This is a genomic window from Jeotgalicoccus marinus DSM 19772 (genome assembly GCF_000425825.1).
Classification (GTDB): domain Bacteria; phylum Bacillota; class Bacilli; order Staphylococcales; family Salinicoccaceae; genus Jeotgalicoccus; species Jeotgalicoccus marinus.
This window is the reverse complement of sequence record NZ_AUEE01000007.1, coordinates 129,693-154,541: the sequence shown is the minus strand read 5'-3', so window position 1 is coordinate 154,541 and position 24,849 is coordinate 129,693. Positions and strand designations below refer to the sequence as shown.

The window sequence follows — 24,849 nt, the reverse complement described above, 5'->3', positions numbered from 1 at the left end:
ACAACTGTTAAATGTGAATCAGATGACTCAGAGCATGTCTAGAGTGGGGAAATGTATTGATAATGGGCCGATGGAGTCATTTTTTGGTAAGTTAAAATCAGAGCGTTATCACTTAGTTAGAAAGTCAGGTGGCTATGCCACCTACCAACACCTGGTGGAAGATCTCAATCATTATATCCATTTTTATAACCATGAACGACCACAAGATGTGCTGTTTGGTTTGACACCAATCGAACTTCGTCGTGTGGCTGCATAAAAAAAAACTGAGATATGAACATGTTCATATCCCAGAGAAAAATTTATTTTATTCAACTGTAAACTTAAGTGACATCAGGTCATAGCATCGAGTGTTTTAACTTATCTTTAGAATAATCCTGTTGAAGATCCGTCTGCATTAACATCCATGTTATTTGCAGAAGGAACTTTAGGAAGTCCAGGCATTGTCATGATATCACCAGTCAGTGCAACAACGAATCCTGCACCTGCTTTAGCGATAACTTCACGAACAGTTACAGTGAAGCCTGATGGACGTCCAAGTTTCTTAGGATCATCTGATAATGAGTACTGAGTCTTAGCCATACATACCGGGAAGTTGCCCCAGCCGTTCGCTTCGATATCAGCAATTTGTTTTTTAGCTTTGTCTGTAAGTACTACGCCGTCACCGCCGTATACTTCAGTAACAATTTTTTCAATCTTGTCAGCGATTGGTAATTCATCTTCATATAAGTGGTGGAAGTCATTTCCTGCTTCAACAGCTTCAAGTACTTGCTCTGCAAGTGCAACGCCGCCTTCTCCACCTTTTTCCCAAACTTGTGTAAGTGCAACGCGTACGCCTTGCTCTTTACACCAGTCAAGAACGAAGTTTCTTTCTTCGTCAGTATCTGTTACGAAGTCATTTAAAGCAATAACTGGTTCTACACCAAATTTACGAGCGTTCTCGATGTGCTTACCTAGGTTAGCAACACCTTCTTTAAGTGCATCAACGTTTGCTTCACCTAAGTCAGCTTTTGCAACCCCGCCGTTCATCTTAAGCGCACGGATTGTAGCAACTAAAACGATTGCATCAGGTTTGAATCCACCCATACGTGCTTTAATATCCATGAATTTCTCTCCGCCTAAGTCAGAACCAAATCCACATTCAGTAACAACGATGTCTGCAAGTTGTCTAGCAGTGTTTGTTGCAATGATTGAGTTACAACCATGTGCAATGTTAGCGAATGGCCCACCGTGAATTAGAGCAGGTGTACCTTCCATAGTCTGTACTAAGTTAGGTTTGATTGCTTCTTTAAGAAGTAATGCTAATGCACCTTCTACTTCAAGCTCCCCAACTGTTACAGGTTTTTTGTCATATGTGTAACCAAATACAATTTTAGATAATTTTTCTTTAAGATCCATGATGTCATTTGATAAACAAAGAATAGCCATAATTTCACTAGCTACTGTAATATCAAAACCATCTTGACGAGGAACACCTTTAGTCGGTCCACCTAGACCAACAACAACTTCACGTAGAGCACGGTCATTCATGTCGATAACACGTTTCCAGCTCACACGGCGTGGATCAATGTTTAACTTGTTACCGTGGTGAATGTGGTTGTCAATAAAAGCACTTAACGCGTTATTCGCTGTAGTAATCGCGTGTAAGTCACCGTTAAAGTGAAGGTTAATTTCTTCCATAGGTAGAACTTGTGCTTGTCCACCACCAGTTGCGCCACCTTTAACACCCATTACAGGTCCTAATGAAGGTTCGCGTAAAGCAACCATTACATTCTTACCAATTTTGTTGAATGCATCACTTAGGCCAACAGTTACCGTTGATTTACCTTCACCAGCTGGTGTAGGGTTCATCGCAGATACTAATACAATCTTAGAATCTTCTTTGTTACCTTCTAAATTGTTGATGTCAACCTTAGCCTTATATTTACCATACATTTCTAACGCATCTTCAGGAATACCTGCTTTTTTAGCAATATCCTGGATCGGTTGTAATGTTGCTTTGGAAGCAATTTCCTGGTCAGTCAAATGTGCCATCTTCTCAGCTCCTAAATAAATGTTGTACGTTGTAAATCGATTTCACAACTCCACTATCATTATTACATAAAAAAAGAAAATCGACCATAAAAAGCGGTCGACTTTCCGTTATTTGTGAATTTTTTCAATAAATTTATGATTTAGTTATCGTCCATGGATGATAAATCGCCCGCCGGCAAGTCTAATTCCCAAGCTTTTAGTACACGTCTCATAATCTTACCACTGCGTGTTTTAGGAAGACTATCTTTAAATTCAATTTCTCTTGGTGCAGCGTGTGCAGCTAAACCATTTTTCACGAACACTCTAATTTCTTCTTTCAATTCATCGGTAGGTTCATAACCATCTCTTAAAGCAATGAATGCCTTAACAATTTCACCTCGAATTGGATCAGGCTTACCAATCACACCCGCTTCTTGAACTGCCTCATGTTCAACAAGTTTCGATTCGATTTCAAATGGTCCAACTCTTTCACCAGCTGTCATGATGACATCGTCCACTCGCCCTTGGAACCAGAAATAACCTTCTTCATCCATATAAGCTGAGTCGCCGGAAATATACCAGTCACCGATGAAATAAGAATCATATTTAGGTTTATTTTTCCAAATCTCTCTCATCATCGCTGGCCAACCTGCTTTAAGTGCAAGGTTCCCCATACGGTTAGGCGGTAACTCTTGTCCTTGGTCATCAACTATTGTTGCTTCTATACCTGGTAGTGGTTTACCCATTGAACCTGCCTTAATGTCAATAGATGGGAAGTTGACAATCATATGTGCACCCGTTTCTGTCATCCACCATGTATCATGGATTCTTAGACCGTACACGTCCATTCCCCATTTTACAACTTCTGGATTTAGAGGTTCACCAACTGATAAGATATGTCTTAGTGATGATAAGTCATATTTTTCAACAATATCATCACTTGCACCCATCAGCATTCTAAAGGCCGTAGGTGCACTATACCAAACCGTTACTTTTAGCTTTTCTAAAGCATCATACCATGATTCAGGTGAAAATCTTCCACCTACGATGACATTTGTTGAACGGTTCAACCAAGGTGCAAAAATGCCGTAAGATGTACCTGTTACCCAGCCTGGGTCAGCTGTACACCAATACACATCATCTTCTTTTAAATCTAAAACATATTTACCTGAAATATATTGCTGAATCATAGCTTCTTGAACGTGCAATACACCTTTTGGTTGACCAGTCGAACCACTAGTGTAATGCAGAATCAAGCCATCTTCTCGGTCTAACCATTCTATTTCAAAATCAACTGATGCGTCTTTTACTAGGCTTCGATAGTCAATAAATTGATCATCGACATCATCACCTACAACAACAACGTTTTTTAATTCAGGTAATTCATCAACTGGAATTCTCCCGACGAGTTCAGTACTCGTAATCACTGTTGACGCATCACTGTTTTCTAGTCTATCCTTGACTGCTTTTTCCATGAAAGCTTCAAATAATGGACCTACAATTGCACCGATCTTTAAAGCACCTAAAAGTGAGAAATATAATTCAGGTGAGCGTGCCATGAAGATAAAGACACGATCTCCTTTTTTTACCCCTATATCTTTTAATACATTAGCAGCTTGGTTTGATTTTTCTTGAATTTCTTTAAAGGTAAATGATTGAACCTCATCATCTAATTTGTAATGAAGCGCAATCTTATCCCCATATCCGTCATCGACATGACGATCAATCAGTTCATATGCCATGTTTACTTTACCGGTTTCATACCATGAAAATTGTTTGCTAACTTCTTCCCAAGATAAGTTTTCTTTCGCCGCTTCGTAATTCGGCATGTTTGCTTGTTGATCTGTTGCTTTATATGTTTCTACTTTCATCTTAATGACGCCCCTTGTTTGTAATATTTATTCCGTTTATATAGCCATTATATTGAAAGTTGATTTAAAATTCTATGAAAAAGACTAAATTCCTTGAATTTTCCCACAAAAAAATAAACCGTTTTCACTTTAGTATATATTCACTCTAATATATAATATAAATGAGTAGTAACGTATATAAATTTCACTAAGGGGTGTTTCGTTGAAGCATCAAAAAACGTACTATAAAACTGAAACTAGCGCTGACGATTACACTGTTATTATAGAAGGTCCACTCACTTCAAATGAGCTTAATCAATTTACTTTTGATGATGGTTTAGATGCCTTTCGGCAGCCAAAAGATCAATTCCAAGCACTTTTAGAAATTGCAGATTTAAATGAAGGTCGCATTATTATATGCAGAATTGATAACCATATTATTGGTTACGTCACTTTTTTACATCCCGACCCACTTGAGAGATGGTCAGATGGAAACCTCCCCTTCATAATGGAACTCGGTGCAGTAGAAGTCACTTTACCATTTAGAGGTTATAACCTAGCTAGCCACATGTTAGAGTTATCAATCAAGGATCATTTTGTCGAAAATTACATCATAATTACGACAGAATATTACTGGCACTGGGACTTGAAAAACAGTGGTCTCGATGTCTATGAATATAAAAATTTAATGATTAAATTGATGAAACGTGCAGGCTATGAAGTGTTTCAAACGAATGACCCAGAAATCACTGGCCATCCAGCCAATACTTTAATGGCGAGAATCGGCCGCAATATAAATGATGAGCAAATGCAACAATTTGATGAAATTCGTTTTAAAAACAGATTTTTAATCTGACGAAAGGTGCGTATTGAATGTTAGTAGAAAAGATTATGACCCGCCCAGTTAAAACTCTACATGAGAATGATACAATCCACGATGCAATGAACATGATGAGCAGCTTATCAATTCGACACGTACCGATTGTTAACGATGCCGGCGAGCTTGTAGGTATTATTTCCGATAAAGACCTCAACCTTGCCCTTCCCTCCATTGCAGGTGGTGATACTGAAATTTCTTTGGACCTGGAACTTAAAAAAATTATGAGACAACAAGTAACGACTTGTCATCCATTAGATTTCGTCGAAGAAATCGCCAAGGACTTTTACCATTATAGTATTGGTGCAATCCCTGTGATGAGCGGTAAGGCGTTAGTGGGCATTGTCACTCAAAAGGATATGTTAAATACATTTTTAGAATTAACAGGTATTAGAGAACCAGGTTCAATTATCGAAATTGATATCAAGGACCGGATGGGAATTATATATGATTTAGGTAAAATATTTAAAGATTTAAACATTAAAATCGCCAGTATTTCAATTTACCCAAATACTGAAGTCAAAGGCAACAAAATCATTGTCTTAAGAATTGAGGCTATGAATCCACTCATCGCAATAGAAAAATTAGAAGCCTCAGGCTTTAATGTGATTAGTCCGGGTGGGATGCACTGATGAAACCACTATATATTTATGATGATGAATTATTAAAATATCGCTTTAGTGACAGTCATCCTTTTAATCAGATGCGGCTAAAGTTGACCACTGACTTGTTAAAAGACAGTGGTTATTTAACTACAGAACATATTGTTAAACCAAGAACTGCCACCATTAAGGAACTTTCCCTGGTTCACTCAAAGGCATATATTCAAGCTGTTCAAGATGCAGGTCATAATTTGTTATCTACTGAAGAGTTGATTAAATATGGTTTAGAAACAGAGGATACCCCGAGTTTCAAAGATATGCATGAAAAGTCTGCCCTACTTGTCGGAGCTACCTTAACGGCAGTGGACCTTGTTATGACCGGGAAAACGAATCAAGCCGTTAATTTATCTGGAGGACTTCATCACGGATTTAGTGGTAAGGCGAGTGGCTTTTGTATCTATAACGATGCTGCAGTTGCCTGTGAATACATCGTCCAAAATTATAATAAGACTGTACTCTATGTAGATACAGATGCTCATCACGGCGACGGTGTTCAATGGACTTTTTACGGACGTAATGATGTTGCGACCTTATCTATACATGAAACAGGCCGTTACCTCTTTCCAGGGACAGGTAGTGTTACAGAGAGAGGGACTGAAGAAGGATTTGGATATGCGGTCAACTTACCAATCGATGCATTCACTGAAGATGATTCCTTTCTAGAAGTGTTCAAAAAATCTTTAGAAGGGGCGATTCAAAAATTCAAACCTGATATCATACTCAGTCAAAATGGTGTCGATGCACATTTTAGAGATCCAATGACTCACTTATCATTGACGTCAAAATCATTTGAAGAAATACCTAGGTTTGTTAAAAAAATGGCCGATCAATATACGAACGGTAAATGGATTGCTATCGGTGGTGGTGGCTATAACATATGGCAGGTCGTTCCAAGAATGTGGAGTCAAATTTGGTTGGCTATGAATGAAGAAGAAGCACCGAGAGGTCCCTTGCCTACTTGCTTTATAGAAAGATATAAAGATGAATGCAAGGTCGTTTTTCCGCTCAATTGGGAGGATACACTAGAAGATTATATGGAAATTCCTCGACGAAAGGAAATAACAGAGAAAAATCATAATACTTTAAATCGAATTTTAATGTATTTTGAACAATAAGTGTAAAGCGTATGCCCAAAATCGAAGCATACGCTTTTTTACTTTATCATAAAATAAAACACCTACTTAAGACAGACTATAATGTCCATCTTAAGTAAGCGTTATTGTGTATATTATCTAGTTGTCGTTCTATAATCGATACGGTGTGGTAATTCAACCATTGTCGTATCCACAGTCTCTTCGTTCATTAATTTTGTTAATAAACGCATGCCCACAGCACCTAAATCATAAAGTGGCACTGCTATGCTTGAAATTTTCGGTCTAACCATTGTAACAAGCCTTGTATTTGAACAGCTGATGATCTGTAACCTTTGTGGCATCGCAACGCCGTGGTCATGACCACCGTGTAAAATACCGATTGCAGCTTCATCACTAATGACAATTACTGCATCTCTTTCTTTGTTCATCAGATCACCGAAAATTTCTTTACCACTATCATAATCAGCAGCATCTTCAACCATTAAATAGTCATCACCATTTAATCCAGCTTCTTTATAAGCGGCTTTCATACCTTCAACCATACGGTTTTCTTGGAAACGTGAATAGCCAGCAGTAATGAAACCGATGTTTTTCGTGTCATCTTTAATAAATTTTGTTGCGGCTTCTTTAGCAGCCTCAAAATAGTTAATGTTGACACTCGGTATATCACTTTCAACTTCCCCACTACCACAGATTACAACAGGCACATTTGATGAAGAAATATCTTCTCTTACCTTATCGTTTAACTTACCTCCGAGAAATACAATACCATCAACTTGTTTACTCACTAAGTTTAAGAAGGCATCTTCCTCTTTTCTTGGATCCTGATCTGTATTTGTAATAATAATTTGATAATTATACATTTCTGCAATATCTTCTAAGCCTCTTGCCAGTGCAGAATAATAAAGGTCTGATATATCAGGAATAATAACGCCGACCGTCGTTGTTTTTTTACTTGCCAGACCTCTCGCTACAGCATTTGGTCTATAGTTTAACCTGTCTATAACATCTTTTACTTTTTTCCTTGTTTCTGGTTTGACATTTGGATTACCATTTAAGACTCTAGAAACTGTTGCCATGGAGACTTTTGCTTCTCTAGCCACATCGTATATCGTTACTGTCATAATATCCCTCCGAGTCTAATAGTGAAATGTAAGCGTTTTATATATATTAATATATCAAAAATGTTAGCACTCTCATAGCACAAATATACAAACATTATAACAAAAAATTCAGTCACATGTAGTGACTGAATAAAATACTCATATTCTTTTATTTGAAAAGCTTACTTATCGACGTATTTTGACATATCAACAACATTCGCTTTGTCTAAATTATCATCTGCGACTTCATCTCTTATTGCTCTCTTTTGAGCTTGGACATCCTCAGAATCAAGTTTCTTCACTCTAGATTTCTCATCTATTTCTGCTTTCTTGTGAAGCACTTTCTCTTTAACATCTCCAAACTTCTCATCTAACACTTCAGTAAATGAGGGACCATCGTGTCCGTCCTCATTCTTAACTGAATCCTGTAGTCGTTTAATGTCATCGCGTAATGCATCTCCCGATTTCGGTGCGATAAACAATCCCCCGACTACACCTGCTAAAAGACCAAGTGCAAGTCCGAAAGTGAAGTCTCTGCCAGTAGATCGTTCGACAGTGGCATCATATGTGTCGATGCCTTGAATGTGTCTGTCTCTATTGTACGTTTCCATGATTTTACCTCCAAATAGGATTAATCATTACACTTACAAGTTTTCGTCATTTTGTACGTTAACCTTACCGTAAGCATTATTTCTTTGTTGTTTTCTTAGCTGCCACTTGTCTGCAATTTCCATTGCAACATTTGACCATTGAACAACTTGTGAGATTTTCTCTTCATTTTGTGAAATGTTGTGAGTAATTGAATTTGTCACACGATCAACTGAATCATTCAAGTTAGTCACAGAGTAACCAACACCTTGAACAGCATCTACAACGGCATTAAGTTTTTCTGATTTACCTTGAATATCTTCAACAAGTCTGTTTGATTTGTGAAGTAAGTCAGTAGATTCACGTGTAATACCTTGAATTTGACCATCTAAACCATCGAGTGTATCAGCTACGTGGTCTAAGTTTTTCTTAACTGAGAATAATACAACTGCAATCGCGATACATAATACTAAAAATGCAATCGCAGCTATGCCTGCGGCAATGTATAAAACTATTTGCCAATCCATTTTAACGCCTCCAATATTTCTTAACTGTTTTCTTAATTATCATAGCCTAAATTTCATATCAATAAACATAAATTTCAATTATTTTATTAATTAAGATAATAATTCTGTGAAGCGTTTTTCATATTTTTGAATGTCTCCAGCACCCATAAAGATAATCACTCCATCTGAGTGTTGATCTAAACTTTCTAAGTTTGCTTCCGACAGAGATTCTGCACCGTCTATTAAATAAACTAAATCTCTTGACGTTAAATTACCGCTTGCTTCCCGAGCCGACCCAAATATATCAACAATATAGGCTTTATCTGAAGCAGATAAGGCTGTTGCAAATTCCTTTAAGAATTTCTCTGTTCGTGAGAAAGTGTGCGGTTGAAAGACTGAAATAATCTCTCTATTTGGGTACTTTTTACGTGCGGTTTCTAAAGTTGCTTCAATTTCTTTTGGGTGATGTGCATAATCATCGACGATCACCATGTTGTGAAGTTTAGTTTCTGAAAATCGACGTTTGACGCCACCATAGCTTAAGAATGAAGCTTTAATCGCTTCAATATCTAATTTTTCTAAGTAAGCAATTCCGATGACAGCAAGTGAGTTTAAAATTAAATGGTCACCAAACATTGGTGTTTTAAAAGTTTCAAAGTAGGCGCCATCAATTTTTACATCAAAGGTTGTACCTTTCTCACTAACGACAACATTCTCTGCAACAATATCATCATCGCTATCAATACCGTAAGTCACGACTTTTTTCCCTAAATCTTTTATCTCTTGTATGTGAGCGTCACCACCGTAAGCAACAATTGCTTTTTTCACCTGTGATGCCATCTCTTTAAAAGCATCAACGACATCTGAAATATCTTTGAAGTAATCAGGATGGTCAAAGTCTATATTAGTAATGATGGCATAGTCCGGATAATAGCTCAGAAAATGGCGTTTATATTCACATGACTCAAATGTAAAGTATTCACTTTTTGGTAGTCCAAAACCAGTACCGTCACCGATTAGATAAGTTGTATCTACCGAACCATTCATCACATGACTCAAGAGGCCTGTTGTAGAAGTCTTACCATGCGCCCCAGTGACTGCAACTGATATATAATTGCTCATAAACTCAGCAAGGAATACATGATAACGTACCACTTCATAGCCTAAGTCTCTCGCTTTTTTAATTTCAGGATGATCATCTTTAAAAGCATTACCTGCTATATATGTCATCCCTTCAACAATATTATCTTCAGAGAATGGAAGTACTTTTATACCCTTTTTACGGAGTGGTCCTTCAGTAAACACTTCATTTGTAATATCAGAGCCTTGAATGGTATGCCCAATGTCATGTAGTACCTGAGCTAAGGCACTCATACCCGCACCTTTTATTCCGATAAAATGATATTTCTTCACGATTACACCAATCTTTCATCGATTATTATGTTTTATGTGATCAAACACACTTTGCCTTACACTGTTATCAATTGTTCCAATCGACACACGGTTAGGCTTATTAGAAGTCGGAATGACAACTAACGTATCGTTACCTTCTGTCAACTCATGTGCGGTATTTACAGCACCATTATCTTTGTCGAAGAAGGAAATTTTTGTCTGCATTAATTGTAAAAGTTCATATCTAATGCCATTATCTTTATTTTTAAAGTTTGCCAAAACATGTATACCTAAGGGCTTACCTTGACGTAAAATTTGCACAAGCGCCCTTGGGACATCAGCGTTTTCGTTATTAATTAATGTTTCTAAGTCATCAATAATAACTACCATCGTTGATTTTTGGCTTTCATATTTAACACGATTGTTATAGCTTTGAATATTTCTGACATGTGCTCGTCTAAACTGAACATTACGTTCATTTAGTTCAGTTAAAATTTCTAGCAATGCATCGGGATGTGATGGACTAATTTTAGAACCAAAAGCATGAGGTACATCTAGGTAATCATCATAGTCATCTGATTCTGCGACAACAGATGTATTTAAGTCATGAGGGTTATGATTCATTAACAATGACAACAAAATATTATCTATTGGATGCACATCGTAATTCACTTGATTACCATATATTAAAATATGACCTGCCTTTGATAGCTCGTATGAGAAGATTTTATCATCCACTGTTTTTCCGACAGCAAACTTTAAATCATTCTTTCTGAGTTTTAAGCTACTGGATTCAAATAGTGTTCTAAAATGAATTGGGCTTACATTTTGTAAAGGTACTTCTAGGCCGATGTTTGATGCACCGATTAAGGAAGACATTATGCGTAAATGTTCTAAACCGAGTGCTTCTTTTAGTGCCTTATTTAAACGCGGAATATTAGACACTCTGAATGAACGATTAAGTTTTACTTCATAGCGTCCTATAATACCATTAGAAGTGTAATCAATCACTCTTCCCTCAACATCTAGTGTATCAAAAGCTTGATTGATGCGTTCACTTAATGACTTATCCATTTCTTTATAGCGACTATTTTGTGCCTGACCTAATATACTCACTCCAGGTTGGCTCACGTTTGGTCCAACCCGTTTAGCTGTCACCGCTTGTTGCTTTTGTTTTAAGCTATCTTGTTTAGAGCCTAATACACTTAGAGCCTCATTGTCCTTTTTCGTTACAGTTGCCCCAGTTCCTTTCACTTCACCATTCGCTTTTTGTACCTTACGCTTCTTCTCTTCAAGCGCTAAATCTAAACGACGTTGCTGCTCTTTACGCTTAAGCACATTCTTACGTTTTTCTTTTTTCTGTCTTTCTTTAACAATGTTGTCAACAATGACAGAATTATAGTTCTTAAATTTCTCTAAATATCTTTCGCGCTCATCTACAGGATTTGATTTTTTGTTTAGGCCGTGGATTGCAGATGGCACTTCTCTTGCTTTTAAGATTGTATAACGTGTTGGTCTTTTAACAGATGGTTTTGTGTCTAGATGTCTTGACTCTCTTTTAGGTCGCTTAACATAGTCAGGTGTCGAATTAGACGGCGCTTCGACACTACGATCATCATTTACTAGATTTGAACCATCTAAATCCATAGGAAATTTAAAAGATTCTTTCTTGTCTTCTTTATTTGAGCGTTCTCTGTTAAACTCACGCCTTCTTCTAGTCATTTCATCACACCTTTACTAGACTGAAAAAATTTCTCCGACATTATAACTATCATCGAGGACGTAGATACCTTTTACCCCGTCATCTTCTAAGTTCAATTCCTTTTTAGAACAAATCATACCGTTTGAATTTACACCACGTAAGACAGACGGCTTAATATAAAGACCATTTGGCATAATCGCACCATTACATGCCACGACAACTTTTTGTTCTACATCAACATTCGGGGCCCCACAGACGATCTGTAATAGTTCAGTCCCTACATCAACTTTTGTTACATTTAGTTTATCAGCATCTGGGTGTGGTGTCTTCTCTATTACTTTACCTACTATAAATTTAGGCTTTAGATCAAATTCGAGAGACTCAATATCATTTTTTGATAAAAGTTCGTTGATCAAAGGCACCATTTTTTCATAGTCTTTGTAAGATGTATCTAAATTGTCAAAATGACTTGAAGCGTTGAAGATATTTAAACCAATAACTTCATTGCCATCTTTGATTAACGTAATATCGCCTCTGGTATCATATGAAACTGTATCTGCTTTTTTCATCGTGACAAGTAAAACATCACCGATATGATCTTTATTGTATGTGATTCTCAAAAGTATTCCCTCTATTCTTCATCATTTTTCTTTTTATTATAGTTCCTTTGTTTCCCTAGAATAAACACTGGTTGAAGCTTATCTCCGTCATAAGAGAACGACAGCGACGTAATTGGTGTTAGACCTTCTGCAAAATACTGCATCATCATTTGAGCCATGATGTCATAACCAACATTATTTTTACAATCTGCAATAATCAACACATCTTGGTGAGGCAGTCCAACTAACATTTCACCTTCTGTTTGACTCAACATATCATTTAAAAAATCAACATTTAATATTCTAGAAGCATCATAACCGTCGTTGTGATTGACGAAATAAAAGTCATTTTCTTGAATCGTTTCCTTCTTCAAGTCGATTTTTAAATTCTTTAAGTTGTTATTTGCAAGCACCTTCATGTCTTCTTTTGACATGCTCATTTCTTCTAGTAGACTTTCATCAATGAGTCGATAGCTCTTTTCGAAATCAATCGCATAATAGATATTAGTTTCATTCGTATGTGCTTCAACAATAAAGTGTTTACCATCCTTAGTTTCAGTTGGGAAACTAGTCGCACGGATGACTGGGTAAACCATCGCGTCTTTTGGATCAATCGATTCTTCACCCATTCTTCTGAGTGACTCATCAATATAATAGACAATTTCATCAATGAGAGAACCGTCATTCTTCGCCTTTGTTAAAGCTTTAGACAAGGCTACTGTAATGCCCTTTCCATTATCTGTTCTCTCAACTCTGAGTGTTTCTTCTTCCCTATCAAACTTTTCTTTAAACTCAAGATTTTTTTCATTCAATTTTTCAATAATTAAGTTTTTAAATTTATATATATTCATGGTGACCTCCTACATTTATTTCCCTAAACGTATCACTTGATCTCCCGCTTTTATAAAGCCGAAGTGACTAAACAGCTTATAGAATATCAAAGTAATAATCAGAGGTAAAATAATATGAAATACTGATATCAAAACGATTGTTGATACTGATAAGCCCATCGTTTCAATCGCCATTATTTGACCAACAAAACCGCTCGTTCCCATTCCTGCACCAGCAGCATTGTTAGCCATGGGGAAAAACACAGTCATAATCGGTGCAATGATCGCACTCGATAATACTGGTGGTATGATGATAAATGGATTTCTTAGAATATTTGGTACTTGTAACATCGATGTACCTACCCCTATAGAGATCACACCAGAAATACCATTATCTTTATAGCTCATCGCAGCTAAACCGACCATGTGACAACAACATCCAATGACTGCTGAAGCAGCTGCTAATCCATTTAAATCTAACATTAAAGCCAAGGCAGCACTAGATAATGGTGCAGTGAGCGTCACTCCGAACACGACACTGACCAAGACACCCATAACAAAAGGTTGTTGGTCTGTTGAAAACATGATAATGTCACCAAGACCTGTCATCACGCCACCTACAGCCTCACCAATAAAGGAGGCACTAAAGAGCCCAATTGTTAAGGTTAATAAAGGGGTGATGATGATATCAAGCTTTGTTTTACTCTGATATAATCTTGCGAGCTCTATCACAATCAGTGCCACAATATAAGATGCTGCTGCACCACCTAGGTCATAAGAATATTGACTGACTGCAAGTGTTGAAAATATAACGAGTGGTGGGGATTTTAAACCATAAGCGATTGCTGCACCAATGGCGGCACCTGTAACACTCTGAGCCGCGTCTCCGATGGCTGAAAACCCACTTAAGATAGGGATGTATTTAGCGATAGTATTTATAATCAAACCGATGATTAAGGATCCAAACAAGCCTAACGCCATAAAGCTCATCGCTTCGATAAACCATCGATGTAATATTTTCTTCATCGTTTATCCTCTTAGTTCTTCAATTGTTTCTCTATTTGATTTTTTAATTAGTTCAGTTAACAATTTATTTGCATGAAGATAATCTTCGTAATTAATTATCAAGTTTGCAGTATGAATATAGCGGGAACAAATTCCGACTACAGCACTCACGACACCATCATTAGATACATGGATACTCCCTGCATCTGTTCCACCTGGTGAAGTATAGTATTGGTACTTAATATCATTTTCTTCAGCTGTGTCTATTAAGAACTGTCTCATCTTAGGCGCTAAAATCATTGTTCTGTCCATCAGTCTCAATAATGTGCCTTGTCCAATTTTACCCATGTCATCTTTCTTACCTAACATGTCGTTTGCTGGTGAACAATCAACAACATAAGCAATATCTGGCTGTACTAAATTCGCACTTGCTTTCGCACCACGAAGACCGACTTCTTCTTGAACATTTGCTCCAATGTATAAGTCACAGTCTAATTCTACATCTTTAAGTGCCTCTAAGACTTCAATGGCAATTAAGCAGCCATAACGATTGTCCCAGGCCTTAGCGAGTATTTTCTTCTCATTTTTAAGTACTTGGAAATCAACTTTAGGTACGATTGAGTCGCCTAAATTAATTCCCATCTCTAGAAGTTCTTCTTTAGAATCTGCACCGACATCAAGCAGCATGTCCTCAATTTTAGTTTCCTTATTGTTTCCTCTTCTAAAATGAACTGGGACACTACCAATTACACCAGTAATTTCCTCATTGTCTGAAGTTCGAACACTAAAACGTTGACTTAACAAAACATCTGTTGACCATCCACCTAGTGGTGTAAATTTGATGAATCCATTATCTGTTAACTCAGTGACCATGAAGCCAACCTCGTCCATGTGTGCAGCTACCATGACTTTTGGTGCATTCTCTTTCTTACTTCTTTTAACTGCAAAGATACCTCCAAGACCATCTTGGATTAGTTCATCTGCATTGTCTTTTAACTCTCTTCTCATATAATCTCTAACTTGATCTTCAAACCCTGGTGCACCGTGAAGTTCCGTTAAAGTTTTCATTCTTTCTAAAGTCTTTTGTGATAGTTCCATAAAATTACCCCTTTTTCTTGTTATTTCCCTTATATTCTATGGTAAACTGAGCTTTAAGGAGGATGTACATATGAAGCGTAATTTAATTATATTTACATTATTAGCTGTGACTGTAGTGCCATTAATTGTGTGGTTGAGTCTACATCGTAGAGTCGACACTAAGAAAATTGTTGATAATCTTCATCTACAATTTGAGGATATTTCATTTATCTCATTAGACTATCAAGCAGACGGAAGAAACCGTTTCGGACTCAACACAAATACAATCAGTGGGGTTTTACATGTCGGTAACGATGACAATGCTGTGAAGTATAACTTCCTAGCTGACCCTTATACAGCTGAAATCATGGAGATTACTATTCAGTAATCTCCATGATTTTTTTATTTTATCTGTTCGAAAGTTTTTCTAATTCTCTCTAAACCATCTTCAATTCTGTATCTAGGTGATGCTGCATTAAATCTGAAGTGCTTATTTTCATGATCTAAATACAACTTACCTGGTGAGACAGCAATACCCCCAATTTCAACAAGTGCTTTGTGAACAAGGTCAGCATCCAATCCTGATTTTTCAAAACTAATCCACCCTAAGTATGTCGCTTTTGGAATATCAAATGATAAATCATCAGCGAGATGTTCATCGATATAGTCGCTAATATATTTAAAATTGCCCTCAATATAAACGTTCAATTCGTCCATCCATTCACCGCATTCATTATAAGCGGCTTCGATTGCTGCTAAGGCGAGACTGGAAGCTGTATTTACGTTATAGCGTCCCCCCATAGCTTTATTAATATCCTGTGTAATGTTTCTATCTTTAGTTAGGAAATACGAATGAGGTAAGCTTGCCAGGTTAAACGATTTACCAAGGCCAGTTGTAATTAATACAGGATCATTTTCATTGATTAAGGAAACCATTGATACAAAATCTTCCTTAGGTCTTACAAAGTCCATATGGATTTCATCGCTAATCAAATACACATTATTGTCCTGGCAAATACCTTTAATGGTTTCTAATTCTGTTTTAGACCAAACTTTGCCTGTTGGATTATGAGGATTACAGTGAATATAAAGCGTGACTGAATCGTCTTCACAAAGTTTAGTGAAGCCTTCTACGTCTAAGAAGTATTCTTTAACTTCAGCATCGTAAATTAAAGGGGATTCCACAATCTTTCTATCATTTCCTTTAATTAAATTAGGGAATGAATTGTATGAAGGTGTCGTTAGAATGACGCCATCACCTTCCTCCGTCACTTGTCTGATTACTTCACCTACAGTGTATAAAACTGAAGCTGCATAGTGGATATTATCATTATCAAGCTCGACATTAAAACGAGTCTTCCACCAATGTTTAATCGGCCCATAAAAACGCTCATTCTGCCACATTGTGTAGCCAAATATCCCATTATCTAGACGCGCTTTAATCGCGTCGCGAATTACTTCTGGTGTTTGGATATCCATATCGGCAATCCAAAATGGTGCTAGGCCTGTCTGTCCAAATAAAGCTTCTGTGCCGTCGTATTGCACACTATATGTACCTTCACGCGTGGTGTGTTTATCAAAATTGAACTGTGTCATCATATTCCTCCACTCTATTCTTCTTATCCTATTATTTTAACATTCTTTATAGGATAATACACGAATATAAAAAAGCACCTTTCCTTAGAAAGATGCTTGAATCCAGTATATTTTATGACCACGGCTCGAGAATTTCTCCTCGTACTCAGTTCTGATATTATCTTCTGGTTCATTATCATGTACATCCAGATTAAGTGCTTGAAATCTCATGCCAAACGCATTCATCGACTGTAAACTATATTCAAATAGCCCTCTATTATCAGTTTTAAACTCGATTATAGAGTCGTCCTTTAAGATTTCTTTATAAGACGATAAAAACCCACTATGCGTTAACCTTCTCTTAGCATGTCGATTTTTAGGCCAAGGATCTGAGAAGTTTAAGTAGATTTTGTCCACTTCATCGCTGTTGAAGTAATCTGTAATCGTATTGGCATCTAAAAGGACAAGCCTTAAATTATCTAAGTCGTGTTCTTTTACTTTTTCAACGACACGAATCATAACATTCTTATCGAGCTCAATACCTACATAGTTTATATCAGGGTTACGGCTCGCGAGCGTAGTAATAAAAGTCCCCATACCTGTCCCCACTTCAATATGAAGTTCACGGTCGACAGGAAAGAAGTCCTTAATCTTTTTAGCATATTCATTATTAATATCCACAAGATGAGCGTTTGACTCTAAGTAGTCAAACGCCCATGGTTTATTGCGCATTCTCAAAGTATTCACTCTTTCACTTTAAATAAGACTGTCTTTCTCCATCACTTTTGATAGGAATAAAATCCAATCGTTCATTTCTGTAAATCGTTTACGGTCTTCATACCATTGAATCATCGTAATCGCTTGAACAAACGTGTACCACTTCATACGTGCTCTTAAGTCGTTCGTTAACTCAACGCCGTAATTATCAAGCCAAGTTTGCCATTCTGAATGATCAACGTAAGGGTATAAAATCATCCCTAAATCAATGGCAGGGTCAGCAATCATTGCACCTTCCCAGTCCACTAAGAATAACTCATCGGTATCGGACAATAACCAATTGTGATGATTAACATCACCGTGACATACTCGACAATCTTTAACATCGATTGTAGGCACTCTGTTCTCAAGATATTGGATCGCGTCTCTAACAACATGGTGAGCATTCACTTTCGGTGACAATGATGACTGTATTTTGTTTAGTAATATTTCCGGAAGCATTGGTTTCATGCCCAATCGTTTTAACATGGTGAGCAACTGACGAGACGTATGAATTTTATTCATTAAAGCAGCGACTCTTGCACCACCCATGTCTCTTTTTGTCAACTCCCGGCCGTTTTTCCAATGCTGCGCTGTCACGACTTCTCCTGTCTCGATTCGTTTCGTCCAAACGAGTTTAGGGACGATACCTTCGGCGGATAAGGCAGCAAGGAAAGGACTGGCATTGCGCTTTAGGAAGAGCTTTCTACCATCTTGTTCTGCTTTGTAAGCTTCCCCAGATGGGCCCCCTAAAGGATCTAACTGCCAGCCGAGCTGATAGAAATGATCCAATTCTCACACCTCGTTTCCTCGTTCAAATAAAAAAATGCGCTAGCAAGTACTTGGATAGCGCAAATTTAGTTCGTGTTTAAAATCTTATATCGTTTATAGCTTTATTTCAAGAGCAAAAGAATGAATACTTTTGCCAACTCAATGTTAGTACTGAATAAATGTGATTTTACCTAAGATTTTATTAAATAGAAAAACTAAATGTTGTTAAACGTTAACTTTTCACCGAACATTTAATTCTCTTAAATTAATAAATAGCATATGCAAGTATACCAGTTTTCATAAGTAAATTAAATACTTTATTGAATTGATTAATGTTTTACTGTCAAACGATACATCGCTTCTATATAGATCGCAGTAGCTAAAATCAACTCGTCTATATCCATATGCTCATCCTTTTGATGCATCGTATCTACTGTGTTTTTAAACATTGCACCAAAGGCTACACCGCGTTCTAAGGTACGTGCGTATGTACCCCCACCAATGGTAAATGCTTCTCTCGTATCATTCACATGGCTACGATAACTCTCTAAAAGCGTCACAACTAAGTCATCATTCTTATCAACATAGTGTGGTACTTGGTCATGAATATCTTCTATATTAAATCCTTTTTCACTAATTAAGTCCCTAAAAGCTTTGATTCTTTTTTCAAAATCTAAACCTTGTGGATATCTTAAGTTGATACCAAAATCGCCACCGTCAACTTCCGTATAGTTAATCATTCCAGTATTGACACTAACCTCACCTAATTCTTCGTGCTGATGTGCCATGTTAAAAGCTTGCCCTTTAAAATTATCAAAAATATAGTCATTTGCAAAGCTTACAAATTGACGCCCGTTGGAATCGAGTTCTAGAGTATATAAGAATCGTAATAGCTCTATTCCAGCATTAATCCCTTCTTCTGGAGTCGAACCATGCGCACTTTGTCCCTGTAATTCCAGTTTTAAAAAGCCACTATCGATTTCGTAATCTCCGGACAACTGAGTTTTCCTTAAATAACCTTCAAATGATTGAATTACCGCACTCATGTTAACAAGCACTTTTAATTTAGCCATAGCAGATTCTGGGACCATATTATAGCGTTCTCCAGATATAAATGCTTTAAGCTCAATATCACCATCGACGAACTCATCTTCAAGTTCAGTTTGTACTATATTGAATGAAGTGATACCTTTTTCACCGTGAATAACTGGAAACTCTGCATCAGGAGAAAAACCAGCACTCGGCATTTCTTCAGTATCAAAATATCTCGTTGTGCATTCCCAATCCGATTCCTCATCAGTACCGATGATGACCCGAACACGTTGGTTGAATTCATAACCCTCTGCCTGTAGAATTTTTAAGGCATAATAGGCTGCCATTGTCGGCCCCTTATCATCTTGAACGCCACGTGCGTATATTTGATTGTCCCTGATCACTGGCTCAAATGGTGGCGTTGTCCAACCAGAGCCAGGTGGTACAACGTCTACATGTCCTAAAATACCGAATAGGTCATCACCTTGACCGAATTCGATATGCCCCGCTAAATTACCAACCATTTTTGTTTCTTGACCGTCTCTCTTACCAAGTTCAAGCATATACTCCAAAGCTTTTTTTGGCCCATTGCCAACTGGAGCATCTACTTCACTTTCCCCTTTTACACTGTCAATTTCCAACAGACCCATCAAATCTTCAATTAATTCATCTTTATACTTATTCGCTAACATTTTAGCATCCATAATATGTAACCCCCAAAGTATCATTACTTATATTATATACTGAGTCAGTGTATCATTAAAAGAAAGAAGGGAAATCTCGGCTACCTGAGATTTCCCTTTCATTTCAAATATAAAGTTCTAATTCTTATTTTTCATTTTTCTTTTTGTCAGTAACGACATGAACGTTATGGTTTTCGTTATAGTCACCTTCATCTACAACTACATCAACATTGCTTTCTTTTTCAGCTTGTACTACTTCTTTTTCTACTTCATCGCTTGATAACCCGCCTTCATCTGCAAGTGTAGATTCTCTTTCAGCTAAATCATCTGTGTTTTCAGAATCTGGCTTAGCATCTACTGCTTCATTAGAATTATCCTTAGCTTTCTTCACTTCTTTTTTTGCTTGGTCTACTTGTTCTTTCCCCTTTGCTTTTAAGTTTTCCTTATAAGCTTCTGGGTCTTCTTTGGCTTTTTGATATTCATCTTTAGCCTTGTTTTGTACATCTTGTGCTTTATTTTTAGCAACTTCTACTTGTTCGCTTGCTTTATTCTGTACATCTTGAGCTTTAGCAGTTGCTTTTTCCTGTACATTTTGAGCATAAGCTTTAGGGTCTTCTTTTACTTTACCGTATTCTTCCTTTGCTCTTTCCTGTACTTCTTGTGCTTTAACCGTTGCTTTTTCTTGGACGTTTTGAGCATAAGATTTAGGATCTTCCTTAGCTTTGTTATATTCAGCTTTTACAGCATCTTTATTATCAGCTAATTTTTTTGCAGCATATGCAATACCAAGTACTGCCCCAACTCTAAATACCAAATTAAATAATTTTCCCATTTTGATACACCTCATATTCTTGATTATAATTCTTTTGCTTAATATGAAATATACCCTGCATTAACAAAGGTAAACTTAAATTTACAATTTTTTTATTTCATCCGTTGTTAAGTGTCTCCATTGCCCTTCTATTAATGATTCATCTAAGTCAAGTGACACAAATTTAACACGTTTCAAGGCGATGACTTCATTATCCAAGGCTTGAAACATTCTTTTAACTTGGTGAAACTTTCCTTCACTAATTGATAGGTGAAGGTGGTGCGCATCGATTTGCTCTACACGTGCTGGCTTCGTCTTAAAATCTTTCAATTGTATGCCGTTTTCCAAGTGTTCAACATCCTTGTTATCAACCCGATTTTTTAAAGTGACATGATAAGTTTTAAAGTGTTCATTTTTAGGCGATAAAAGGCGGTGGGCAAGTTTTCCGTCATTGGATATTAATAGGAGCCCTGTTGTGTCCTTGTCTAAACGACCAACTGGAAATAGCTCATTTCCTTGAGGATGGTCAATTAAATCGATGACTGTTTTTGTTGGTCCCTCTTCAGTAGACGAGATAACACCAGTTGGCTTATTCATCATAAGATAGATATATTCTTCTAAATTCACGCGTTCATCTTGGAAAGTGATTTCATCTTCATAAGTGACTTCAACTTTCACTTGCTTTTCAATCTGGCCATTCACTTTTACCATGCCCTTACGAATCCACTTCCCAACCTCTTTACGGCTACCAATGTTTGCGTTCGCAAGATATTTATCCAGTCTCATTTATAAAAACTTCACTTTCCGACGAATTTTCATAGCGCGTTCACCAAGCACTTCATCTGCAATACCTGTTTTAAAGGCAATAAGCATATAAACTAATACTCCTATAGGTACTGTGATCACTAGAGCAATCACTGCTGTAACTGTCGTCAGTGGTTGGTTCATATTCATCAGTAATAAGTAGTACACAACTTCAACAACTAATGTCATTGCTAATGCTAGCACTATAATTTTAAAGATTGGCATTACGAAGGCACTGAAACGAATCTTGCCATATTTTTTAATAATGATTAAGTTCATAATTACACCGACACCAAGCGCAATGGCTGTACCCATGACTGCACCCACTGTGTAGAAATACATCACCAAAGGAATATTAATTACAGCTTTTACGATTAACATTATGATGACAACATAAAAGGTATGGCTTTGTTTATCGATACCTTGAACAATTGAACATGTAACAGAAAACAGTGAAATAATGATACTGACTGGTGCATAGACTGTCAGTATCATAATACCAACCTCGTTGTAACTATAAAAAGCTGTATAAATTGGCGCAGCAAGTATCATCATACCAAGTCCTGCTGGAATGACGAAAAATAGCAACATTAAAATCATCGATTTCACTTGGCCATGTACATTATCAAATAACTTCTGCTGATAATTTTTCGTTATAAAAGGTAAAATAGTAATTGCAAAGGCTGATGCAAAGGAAGTTGGAATCATAACGAGTTTATGTGTTGTTAAGTTCAACATACCAAACCATGAGTCCTGCAAGGCTCCAGGTACACCTGCTAGGGACAACGCATTATTATGTGTCATCTGATCGATAAATAATAAAACTGGGATACTGACACTCACAATAATAAACGGTAAGCCGTAACGAATAATTTCCTTATACATATCCCCATAGGATAGGCTGATACCACTCGTATCAGTGCCGATTTGTTGTTGCATTATTGGCTTACGCTTTCTCCAAAAAACAGCAAGTGTGAGCGTTGCACCAATTGCACCTACAAAAGCTGCGAAAACAGCAATTTGGTTAGCGGTTTTTATAGATCCATCTAAGACGTTTATAACTACAAAAGCACCTGTTAGTAGGACAGCAATTCTTAAGATTTGTTCAACAACTGATGATGCACTTGTTGGACCAAATGATTCATGCCCTTGGAATATTCCACGCCATGTTGCCATAAATGGGACGACAATGACTGCGAAACTGACCACTCTGATGACACTTGTAATGTCTTCAGCACTCCATCTATGGTCTCCACTACCACCCGCAGCACTCTGTGCTTCAGCGATATATGGCGCTAGGAAAAACAGTGCTAAAAAGGCAATACACCCTGAGGCCATCATCACAATTAAACTTGATTTATATAATTTCCTACTCGTTTCATAGGCACCAAGTGCATTATATTTGGCAACGAATTTAGACACAGCACCCGGTACACCTGCTGCTGCGACTGATAACATAATTGTATAGGGCGTGTATGCATAGCCATATAAAGCTAAATTTTCCTCTCCGCCCATAATGCTGTAAAATGGGATGAGATAGAGCATACCTAATATTTGTGTTGTGAATGTTGCGGCCGTGAGTAAGAACGTGCCGCGGAACATCTTCTTCTGATCCGACATAATTAACCCTTCTTATCTATATTAAACATACAAATTATTATAATGTATAAGATTAAACTTTAAAACTAAAAGGAGCAAGAAAATGTACGATACGATAGTCATTGGTGGTGGCGTGAGCGGTATTATGGCTGCTTATGCTGCAAGTTTGAATAATAATCAAGTCCTACTGATTGAAAAGAACAAAAAACTTGGGAAAAAATTATTAATTTCAGGTGGTGGACGTTGTAATGTAACAAACCGTCTACCATATGAGGAAATTATTAAACACATTCCAGGTAATGGGAAATTTCTCTATGGCCCTTTTTCAGTTTTTGACAACGAATCTATCATTAGCTTCGTAGAATCTAACGGCGTGAAATTAAAGGAAGAAGACCATGGCCGTATGTTCCCAGTGTCAAATAAGGCACGGGATGTATTGAACGTCTTCTTAGAGAAGCTAGAAGAAAATAAGGTGACTGTGCAGTATTCAACTGAAGTCCAGGCGGTTTTATCTGAAGATGGTAAAATCACTGGAGTGAAAACGTCGGATAATCAAACCATTCACTCAAAAAATGTCATAGTCACAACTGGAGGGAAAAGTGTACCTCAAACTGGATCTACAGGTGATGGCCATAAATTTGCAAAAACACTTGGGCATACTATAACTGAGTTATTTCCAACTGAAGTTCCAATTACTTCAAATGAAAAATTCTTTAAAGATGGCACACTTAAAGGAATCTCCTTAGATGATGTTGCCCTTTCTGTATTAAAGAAAAACGGAAAGCCAAGAATTACCCATCAAATGGATATGATTTTCACTCATTTTGGAGTCAGTGGTCCAGCGGCCCTTCGTTGCAGTCAGTTTGTCTACCGTGAACAACAAGCTCAAAAACGTCAGGATATTACAATGCAAATCGATTTCTTTCCAGATATCTCTGAAGGTAAGTTAACTGAGGATATAAACAAACTCATTAAAGATAATATCGATAAAAGCCTAAAGAACATCTTAAAGAATATGCATCAGGAACGATTAATCACCTTTATGCTGGAATACTTGGATATTGAAATGGATAATAGCGGGCACCATGTTTCTAATCAAGAACGACAAAAAATTGTGGAATTCTTTAAACGTTTTAGATTTACCGTAAATGGTACACAGTCTATTGAAAAAGCCTTTGTAACAGGTGGTGGGTTAAACCTAAAAGAACTTCAACCTTCTACCATGTCATCCAAGCTTGTTGAAGGTCTTCACTTTGCCGGCGAAGTTTTAGATATCCATGGTTATACTGGTGGCTATAATATTACGAGTGCACTTGTCACCGGTTATACTGCTGGCTACCACTGTTCACACAGGGAATAATGGGTAGATTTGTATAGAAGGTCAACGGTGAATTGGTGTTAGCCTACATTGTTAGAAATGTAACGAGCCTATCACATCCCCTGCCAAAATTTCTAGAATGGTGATGTGAGTTCCTCGTCCCTATCCAACATACTCAGAATAGTGATGTGATTTCTTCATCCCT

24 protein-coding genes are annotated in these 24,849 nt (G+C 37.2%); 6 read left to right on the top strand and 18 right to left on the bottom strand.

Annotated elements, in window-relative coordinates; translation table 11 throughout:
- Window positions 1-256: integrase core domain-containing protein (locus tag H624_RS0105600; protein ID WP_026866705.1), on the top strand; the 256-nt coding region annotated here is incomplete at its 5' end.
- A 107-nt stretch (window positions 257-363) separates the two neighbouring features.
- On the opposite strand, the gene H624_RS0105595 is transcribed toward H624_RS0105600, so the two are convergent.
- Entirely contained in the window at window positions 364-2,031 is a 1,668-nt protein-coding gene (locus H624_RS0105595; protein ID WP_026866704.1) for a formate--tetrahydrofolate ligase, read from the bottom strand.
- 140 nt (window positions 2,032-2,171) lie between these two features.
- A complete protein-coding gene (gene acsA, locus H624_RS0105590) occupies window positions 2,172-3,839 on the bottom strand; it encodes an acetate--CoA ligase (protein ID WP_370545411.1) in 1,668 nt (555 codons plus the stop codon).
- 244 nt (window positions 3,840-4,083) lie between these two features.
- On the opposite strand from acsA, the gene H624_RS0105585 reads away from it, so the two are divergent.
- The 3 genes from H624_RS0105585 to H624_RS0105575 are packed head-to-tail and all read left to right on the top strand — an operon-like array spanning window position 4,084 to window position 6,514.
- On the top strand, window positions 4,084-4,716 hold the full coding sequence (locus H624_RS0105585; RefSeq protein WP_026866702.1) for a hypothetical protein: 633 nt from the start codon (window positions 4,084-4,086) through the stop codon (window positions 4,714-4,716).
- Window positions 4,717-4,733: 17 nt separating this feature from the next.
- On the top strand, window positions 4,734-5,369 hold the full coding sequence (locus H624_RS0105580) for a CBS and ACT domain-containing protein (RefSeq protein WP_026866701.1): 636 nt from the start codon (window positions 4,734-4,736) through the stop codon (window positions 5,367-5,369).
- On the top strand, window positions 5,369-6,514 hold the full coding sequence (locus tag H624_RS0105575) for an acetoin utilization protein AcuC (RefSeq protein WP_035856160.1): 1,146 nt from the start codon (window positions 5,369-5,371) through the stop codon (window positions 6,512-6,514). The genes H624_RS0105580 and H624_RS0105575 overlap by 1 nt, the downstream gene beginning before the upstream one ends.
- Window positions 6,515-6,627: 113 nt before the next feature.
- Here the strand turns inward: H624_RS0105575 and ccpA are convergent, their stop codons facing one another.
- From ccpA to H624_RS0105530, 9 genes are all read right to left on the bottom strand, one after another.
- Complete coding sequence (gene ccpA, locus H624_RS0105570) at window positions 6,628-7,617, bottom strand: catabolite control protein A (RefSeq protein WP_026866699.1); 990 nt, start codon at window positions 7,615-7,617, stop codon at window positions 6,628-6,630.
- Between the two features lie 161 nt (window positions 7,618-7,778).
- On the bottom strand, window positions 7,779-8,207 hold the full coding sequence (locus tag H624_RS0105565) for a YtxH domain-containing protein (RefSeq protein ID WP_026866698.1): 429 nt from the start codon (window positions 8,205-8,207) through the stop codon (window positions 7,779-7,781).
- A 33-nt stretch (window positions 8,208-8,240) separates the two neighbouring features.
- Window positions 8,241-8,711 (bottom strand): DUF948 domain-containing protein, encoded by a 471-nt coding sequence (locus H624_RS0105560; RefSeq protein ID WP_026866697.1) that lies wholly within the window; start codon window positions 8,709-8,711, stop codon window positions 8,241-8,243.
- A gap of 90 nt (window positions 8,712-8,801) precedes the next feature.
- Window positions 8,802-10,103 (bottom strand): UDP-N-acetylmuramate--L-alanine ligase, encoded by a 1,302-nt coding sequence (gene murC, locus H624_RS0105555; protein ID WP_026866696.1) that lies wholly within the window; start codon window positions 10,101-10,103, stop codon window positions 8,802-8,804.
- Window positions 10,104-10,118: 15 nt separating this feature from the next.
- On the bottom strand, window positions 10,119-11,804 hold the full coding sequence (locus H624_RS0105550) for a DNA translocase FtsK (protein WP_026866695.1): 1,686 nt from the start codon (window positions 11,802-11,804) through the stop codon (window positions 10,119-10,121).
- Between the two features lie 15 nt (window positions 11,805-11,819).
- On the bottom strand, window positions 11,820-12,404 hold the full coding sequence (ytpR, locus tag H624_RS0105545) for a YtpR family tRNA-binding protein (RefSeq protein WP_026866694.1): 585 nt from the start codon (window positions 12,402-12,404) through the stop codon (window positions 11,820-11,822).
- 11 nt (window positions 12,405-12,415) lie between these two features.
- On the bottom strand, window positions 12,416-13,234 hold the full coding sequence (locus H624_RS11675; RefSeq protein ID WP_035856157.1) for a DUF1444 family protein: 819 nt from the start codon (window positions 13,232-13,234) through the stop codon (window positions 12,416-12,418).
- A 15-nt stretch (window positions 13,235-13,249) separates the two neighbouring features.
- Entirely contained in the window at window positions 13,250-14,239 is a 990-nt protein-coding gene (locus tag H624_RS0105535) for a PTS sugar transporter subunit IIC (RefSeq protein WP_026866693.1), read from the bottom strand.
- Between the two features lie 3 nt (window positions 14,240-14,242).
- The gene (locus H624_RS0105530; protein WP_026866692.1) at window positions 14,243-15,316 is read right to left on the bottom strand and encodes a M42 family metallopeptidase; all 1,074 of its coding nucleotides are present in this window, start codon (window positions 15,314-15,316) and stop codon (window positions 14,243-14,245) included.
- 70 nt (window positions 15,317-15,386) lie between these two features.
- On the opposite strand from H624_RS0105530, the gene H624_RS0105525 reads away from it, so the two are divergent.
- Window positions 15,387-15,683 (top strand): hypothetical protein, encoded by a 297-nt coding sequence (locus H624_RS0105525; RefSeq protein WP_026866691.1) that lies wholly within the window; start codon window positions 15,387-15,389, stop codon window positions 15,681-15,683.
- Window positions 15,684-15,697: 14 nt separating this feature from the next.
- Here the strand turns inward: H624_RS0105525 and H624_RS0105520 are convergent, their stop codons facing one another.
- The 7 genes from H624_RS0105520 to H624_RS0105490 form a co-directional block, all read right to left on the bottom strand.
- Window positions 15,698-16,891, bottom strand: coding sequence for a MalY/PatB family protein (locus H624_RS0105520; protein ID WP_026866690.1), 1,194 nt, complete (start codon window positions 16,889-16,891; stop codon window positions 15,698-15,700).
- Window positions 16,892-16,975: 84 nt separating this feature from the next.
- A complete protein-coding gene (gene trmB / locus H624_RS0105515; protein WP_026866689.1) occupies window positions 16,976-17,608 on the bottom strand; it encodes a tRNA (guanosine(46)-N7)-methyltransferase TrmB in 633 nt (210 codons plus the stop codon).
- An 18-nt stretch (window positions 17,609-17,626) separates the two neighbouring features.
- The gene (locus H624_RS0105510; RefSeq protein ID WP_026866688.1) at window positions 17,627-18,418 is read right to left on the bottom strand and encodes a phosphotransferase family protein; all 792 of its coding nucleotides are present in this window, start codon (window positions 18,416-18,418) and stop codon (window positions 17,627-17,629) included.
- A gap of 308 nt (window positions 18,419-18,726) precedes the next feature.
- A complete protein-coding gene (gene pepV / locus H624_RS0105505) occupies window positions 18,727-20,133 on the bottom strand; it encodes a dipeptidase PepV (protein ID WP_156889147.1) in 1,407 nt (468 codons plus the stop codon).
- A gap of 124 nt (window positions 20,134-20,257) precedes the next feature.
- Complete coding sequence (locus H624_RS12215) at window positions 20,258-20,944, bottom strand: hypothetical protein (protein WP_051220492.1); 687 nt, start codon at window positions 20,942-20,944, stop codon at window positions 20,258-20,260.
- 81 nt (window positions 20,945-21,025) lie between these two features.
- Window positions 21,026-21,709, bottom strand: coding sequence for a pseudouridine synthase (locus H624_RS0105495; protein ID WP_026866686.1), 684 nt, complete (start codon window positions 21,707-21,709; stop codon window positions 21,026-21,028).
- Window positions 21,710-23,347, bottom strand: coding sequence for a putative polysaccharide biosynthesis protein (locus H624_RS0105490; protein WP_026866685.1), 1,638 nt, complete (start codon window positions 23,345-23,347; stop codon window positions 21,710-21,712).
- Window positions 23,348-23,429: 82 nt separating this feature from the next.
- Here H624_RS0105490 and H624_RS0105485 point away from each other — a divergent pair, with 82 nt between their 5' ends.
- On the top strand, window positions 23,430-24,686 hold the full coding sequence (locus tag H624_RS0105485; RefSeq protein WP_026866684.1) for a BaiN/RdsA family NAD(P)/FAD-dependent oxidoreductase: 1,257 nt from the start codon (window positions 23,430-23,432) through the stop codon (window positions 24,684-24,686).
- The last annotated feature ends 163 nt before the right edge of the window (window positions 24,687-24,849 follow it).

Coding starts and splice junctions, on each gene's coding strand:
- H624_RS0105595 (WP_026866704.1), bottom strand. CDS start 2,031: ATGGCACATTTGACTGACCAGGAAATTGCTTCCAAAGCAACATTACAA.
- acsA (WP_370545411.1), bottom strand. CDS start 3,839: ATGCCGAATTACGAAGCGGCGAAAGAAAACTTATCTTGGGAAGAAGTT.
- H624_RS0105580 (WP_026866701.1), top strand. CDS start 4,734: ATGTTAGTAGAAAAGATTATGACCCGCCCAGTTAAAACTCTACATGAG.
- H624_RS0105575 (WP_035856160.1), top strand. CDS start 5,369: ATGAAACCACTATATATTTATGATGATGAATTATTAAAATATCGCTTT.
- ccpA (WP_026866699.1), bottom strand. CDS start 7,617: ATGACAGTAACGATATACGATGTGGCTAGAGAAGCAAAAGTCTCCATG.
- H624_RS0105565 (WP_026866698.1), bottom strand. CDS start 8,207: ATGGAAACGTACAATAGAGACAGACACATTCAAGGCATCGACACATAT.
- H624_RS0105560 (WP_026866697.1), bottom strand. CDS start 8,711: ATGGATTGGCAAATAGTTTTATACATTGCCGCAGGCATAGCTGCGATT.
- H624_RS0105550 (WP_026866695.1), bottom strand. CDS start 11,804: ATGACTAGAAGAAGGCGTGAGTTTAACAGAGAACGCTCAAATAAAGAA.
- H624_RS11675 (WP_035856157.1), bottom strand. CDS start 13,234: ATGAATATATATAAATTTAAAAACTTAATTATTGAAAAATTGAATGAA.
- H624_RS0105535 (WP_026866693.1), bottom strand. CDS start 14,239: ATGAAGAAAATATTACATCGATGGTTTATCGAAGCGATGAGCTTTATG.
- H624_RS0105530 (WP_026866692.1), bottom strand. CDS start 15,316: ATGGAACTATCACAAAAGACTTTAGAAAGAATGAAAACTTTAACGGAA.
- H624_RS0105525 (WP_026866691.1), top strand. CDS start 15,387: ATGAAGCGTAATTTAATTATATTTACATTATTAGCTGTGACTGTAGTG.
- H624_RS0105520 (WP_026866690.1), bottom strand. CDS start 16,891: ATGACACAGTTCAATTTTGATAAACACACCACGCGTGAAGGTACATAT.
- pepV (WP_156889147.1), bottom strand. CDS start 20,133: ATGGATGCTAAAATGTTAGCGAATAAGTATAAAGATGAATTAATTGAA.
- H624_RS12215 (WP_051220492.1), bottom strand. CDS start 20,944: ATGGGAAAATTATTTAATTTGGTATTTAGAGTTGGGGCAGTACTTGGT.
- H624_RS0105495 (WP_026866686.1), bottom strand. CDS start 21,709: ATGAGACTGGATAAATATCTTGCGAACGCAAACATTGGTAGCCGTAAA.
- H624_RS0105490 (WP_026866685.1), bottom strand. CDS start 23,347: ATGTCGGATCAGAAGAAGATGTTCCGCGGCACGTTCTTACTCACGGCC.
- H624_RS0105485 (WP_026866684.1), top strand. CDS start 23,430: ATGTACGATACGATAGTCATTGGTGGTGGCGTGAGCGGTATTATGGCT.